5 protein-coding genes are annotated in these 4,239 nt (G+C 41.9%); all 5 read right to left on the reverse strand.

Annotated features, from left to right (window positions below; all coding sequences use genetic code 11):
• Positions 1 to 155: 155 nt before the first annotated feature.
• Positions 156 to 440 (reverse strand): hypothetical protein, encoded by a 285-nt coding sequence (locus IIB50_02920; protein ID MCH7530042.1) that lies wholly within the window; start codon positions 438 to 440, stop codon positions 156 to 158.
• 130 nt (positions 441 to 570) lie between these two features.
• Positions 571 to 2,106, reverse strand: a complete 1,536-nt coding sequence (locus IIB50_02925; protein ID MCH7530043.1) for a YifB family Mg chelatase-like AAA ATPase — start codon at positions 2,104 to 2,106, stop codon at positions 571 to 573.
• 9 nt (positions 2,107 to 2,115) lie between these two features.
• A complete protein-coding gene (locus IIB50_02930) occupies positions 2,116 to 2,484 on the reverse strand; it encodes a hypothetical protein (protein MCH7530044.1) in 369 nt (122 codons plus the stop codon).
• A gap of 33 nt (positions 2,485 to 2,517) precedes the next feature.
• Positions 2,518 to 3,822 (reverse strand): hypothetical protein, encoded by a 1,305-nt coding sequence (locus IIB50_02935; GenBank protein MCH7530045.1) that lies wholly within the window; start codon positions 3,820 to 3,822, stop codon positions 2,518 to 2,520.
• A gap of 12 nt (positions 3,823 to 3,834) precedes the next feature.
• A partial coding sequence (locus tag IIB50_02940; GenBank protein MCH7530046.1) for a S1 RNA-binding domain-containing protein occupies positions 3,835 to 4,239 on the reverse strand: 405 nt, incomplete at its 5' end.

Here is a 4,239-nt window from a genome sequence, read left to right on the forward strand (position 1 = left end):
GGCGACGCAAATCCATTTTAGACAGCAACACATATAGACAATTAAACTAGACATGCTCTAGAAATAAATATCCCACCGAATGGCGGGATTTTGTTTTGTATAAAAAAGGCGGTATCTATATAGAAACCGCCTCCTATTTCTGTTTAGTTCAGAAATCAGTCCAGGGGCACGTCCTTGGTCGCCATCACAGCGGCGCTGAGGACCTGGAGATCCGCATCGGGAATCGACAGGATTGGTTTTCCATTGCCGAAATCGACAAGAGACATCTCAGTTCCCGGCAGGATGTAAGTACGAGGGCTGTTAACCTTCGTGACGCCGTCGAAGCCGACACCGTGATGGACAGTCCAGTCTTTGTCAGGAATGCTCAGAGGATCGATAGTCCCCTTAGCGCCATTGGTGTATGTAAATGGAACTTTGAACGAACGTTTACCTTTTTGCATTTATAACTACCTCGTAGTTTGGTTGAAGAACAAATGACCTCACATGAGGTCACTATTGAGCTGTCAGGATTGACAGACACAACGAGAGCCATCATAACAGGCATAGAATATCTGTCAAGAGGAAAATATATTAATAAACCAGCTTTTTTGGTCGGTACTGAAGAGCTTCAAGGATGTGTTTTTCTTCAACATTAGCGTTTTCATCAAGATCGGCGATGGTGCGAGCCAACTTGATTGTTCGATGGTACGAGCGAGGAGAAAGATCTAATTTTTTAGCGGCATTGTTTAACACTTCTTTTACTTTATCGGTAAACGTCACATGTTTTTCAAGTTCTTTTACATTCATATCGCTATTTGTTTTCGCACTACTTCCTCTAAATCTACTTTTCTGTACATTCCGTGCTCGTGCGACGCTGTCTTTAATCTTTTGGGTTTCTCCGACCTCACTTTTTCTCTGAGATAGCTTCTCGTGAGAGATATTCGGGACTTCAATCCACAAATCTATGCGGTCAATAATGGGACCTGAGAGTTTGCGCATGTATCTTGAAAGCACTCCTGGTGGGCATACACATTCTTTATTGCTCCCATAATTACCACATGGGCACGGATTCATGGCCGCTACCAACATAACATTTGCTGGGAATTGTGCCGAGCCTTTGGCTCGTGAAATAGATACAACATTATCCTCAAGTGGTTGGCGGAGTGCTTCTATTACACGCCGTTCAAATTCGGGAAACTCATCAAGAAAAAGAACCCCACGGTGTGCAAGCGTCATTTCGCCCGGTTTTGGAAATGTTCCCCCGCCGATAAGAGATACATACGATGATGTGTGGTGAGGAGAGCGAAATGGTGGATTGGTTATGATGACATCATCGAGAATACCAGCGATAGAATGAATAGAAGTTACCTCAAGCATTTCATCAAAAGAAAGCATAGGCAATATGTGGCAAAATGCTTTGGCAAGCATTGTTTTGCCGGTACCAGGTGGTCCATGCATCGCTATATTGTGTCCACCCGCGGCAGCGATTTGTAGTCCCCTCTTAGCGCTCTCCTGTCCTCTAATATCTCCGAAGTCTATGGCATAGGTCGGCACGCTCTGTTTTATGGTTGTTTTTCTTTGCCGAGCAAGTTCTTTTTTATGTTGTGCCTTTGTATTTAAGTGAAAGAGAAGCTCACTTAAGGTTTCCACTGCGAAAATAGCGATACCTGAAACAAGCGCCGCTTCCTTGGCGTTTTCTTTCGGTAAATATACTTCTTTAAAACCATGTTTTTGTGCTTCCAGCACAAGGGGTAGTACACCACTAATCTTTCTCAATTTTCCGTCAAGTGAAAGTTCCCCTAAAAAAAGCTTTTCTTCTGGATCAAATACTATGTCCCCTGTTGCGCAGAGGTATGCGAGCGCCATACCAAGATCAAATACTGGCCCTTCTTTCTTTATATCTGCTGGCGCAAGAGATATGATAACTTTTTGGTTCTTGCTTTTTGGAGATGTGAATCCAGAATTTTTAATTGCAGCCGAAACTCTGTCGCGCGACTCTTCTACCGCTTTGTCAGGAAGTCCTACGATTGAAAAAGAGTGGAGTCCGCGAGAGAGATCCACTTCTATTATCACAATATGGGCTTTAAGGAGTGTAGTTTGTGCACTGTAGACTTTGGCAAAACTCATATTAAAATATCACTCTCCTTCGTTCAAATGTTTTATGCAGGTCTTTGCAGCCGGATTTGCCTCAAGCCGTTCAAGTTCTATTTGTTCGTTTCCTATTGCACACACACCGTAGGTCCCCTCCTCGATGCGTTTGAGTGCATCTTTGACGTTGTTGTAGCGCGTCTCAAGCTCTTTTAAGATAGCACTGTTTTCCTCGTAGCTTTCAATGCGGTCGGCCGTCTCGTTACGGTCTGCTTCCGATATATCCATATCAGCTGGCTTTGCCTCCCAGTCTGCTGGGTTGCTTGGATTTTTTTGACCCACAGACTCAAGCTCCTTGGTGAGAAGTGCCAGTTCTTTTTCTAATTTTTCTTTGAAGTGATTAGTATCTATTTCCATGACGGTATCATACCACAGGACAGTAAAGCCATACTACCTGAGTGTTCTGGTTGAAGAAATCCTCGTCAGAATTTCCTTGAATGAATCCGTGTTTGACATTATTATAACGGTCTCTCTGTCTAGGAACGAGTAAAGAAGAACAGTATTTCCCTCTCCGTCAATAAGTATTCTCGTGTCTTTGTTTCTGATAACCACATCACGGAAACCGATTTCAATTTCATTTGTTGGAGGAGTTGTCGTGCCGTCAGTCGATACGCTCGGATATACTCCCATAGAAAACAATGGTGAAAGATCACGCTCTATGGTTTCTTCCCACTTAAGCATGCCGGCAAAAGACTCTTCATATTGTAGTGTTTTGAATACAAAGAATGGTTCATTGCCGTCAAATACATGAATGCCGAGCATAAATTCTGGTCGCAGAGAACGTAAAAATGAATTAGGTGCACGTACCCCAAGTATTTTCAAAAAATCACTTGCAGATATTGGAAGAACCACTCCTCCATCACTTGCCAGTATTCGATAATTGGTAATTGAGTTAAGTGACGCTGAAGTACTTCTTTTTATCTCTAAGAGTGTGTTACTGAGCTTTTGTTTTGAAAAGCTAGTAATATCAATACTTTTTTGGTGTTCTGAGAAGATCGGCGAGAATATCTCAGTTGGCAATATAATCGCATCTTCTCTGGTTGTAATATACATGTACGTTGCAGCACTAACTCCCAAAAGTATAAAAACAATACTTCCTAGAATCTTTGCACTATTTTTCAGTACATTCTCGTGTTCTTTTGAGTCTTTTGCTTGTGATGATTTACCAAGATCAGCATTTTCCTTCTGTTTTCGTTCGTGTTCAGAAGTCACAATACCCACAAGAGAAGTTTTTCCTTTTGCCAATACTTCTGCAATATCGCTTTTATAAGTGCGGAGCGACTTGATGAGTTGATTACCCAGCTTTACTGGATCTTTTTTCTTCTCTGTGACTGCACTAGGTGACGCAATTTCTTGCTGTGTTGGAGGTAGTTTTGCTCGAGCCGCTCGAGCTTGACCCTCAACGCTCAAATCCTCTGGTTGTATGAGGAGGTCATCTTTTTTGGGAATTTGTGCTGCTGCACTTTCTGTCACTGTTGTATTCGGTGGAGTAATGGGGGGTTTGGGTGGTTGCACCGAACTGACCACCTCCTCCTTAGTAGGTTGTTCACGTTTGATTTGATGAGTCGGAACTATTTGTTCCTTCTGTTGTATCCCAGATTCTTCCTCCGATTGCTTTTCAGGAATACTTGCCTGTGGTGTTTCTGGTTCCTTAATGTCCCCACTCTTCTTATTGGTGTTGTCTTCTAAGGCCATAATACTATTGTACTATTTTTCTATTTGTTTGGGGGCTTTATTTTTAGCAAAATCTGGATCACGCTGTTTTATAGAAAGATTTATTCTGTCTTTTTCGTCTACTTCTTTTATTACAACGGGGACCTTGTCGCCTTCTTTAAGAATATCTGTTATCTTCTCTACTCTAAATGGTGCAATTTCAGAAATATGTATTAGACCTTCGTTAGCGTCATTTAGTTTTGCAAAGGCGCCAAAGTCTGCAACTTTTGTAATTGTCACATCAAGTTTCTCTCCAATTTTAAATACTCGCGTTATGTCTTTGATTCTCGCCTCTGCTTTTTCTGCAGAACCATCTTTTCCAGTAATAAATATTGTTCCGTCGTCTTCTATAGAAATTTCTTCCACACCCGTATCGTCCTTTATTGCATTTATTGTTTT

It is taken from the genome of Patescibacteria group bacterium (assembly GCA_022560785.1).
In the GTDB taxonomy this organism is placed as follows: Bacteria; Patescibacteriota; Minisyncoccia; order Phycocordibacterales; family JADFSL01; genus JADFSL01.

Coding starts and splice junctions, on each gene's coding strand:
- IIB50_02920 (MCH7530042.1), bottom strand. CDS start 440: ATGCAAAAAGGTAAACGTTCGTTCAAAGTTCCATTTACATACACCAAT.
- IIB50_02935 (MCH7530045.1), bottom strand. CDS start 3,822: ATGGCCTTAGAAGACAACACCAATAAGAAGAGTGGGGACATTAAGGAA.
- IIB50_02930 (MCH7530044.1), bottom strand. CDS start 2,484: ATGGAAATAGATACTAATCACTTCAAAGAAAAATTAGAAAAAGAACTG.
- IIB50_02925 (MCH7530043.1), bottom strand. CDS start 2,106: ATGAGTTTTGCCAAAGTCTACAGTGCACAAACTACACTCCTTAAAGCC.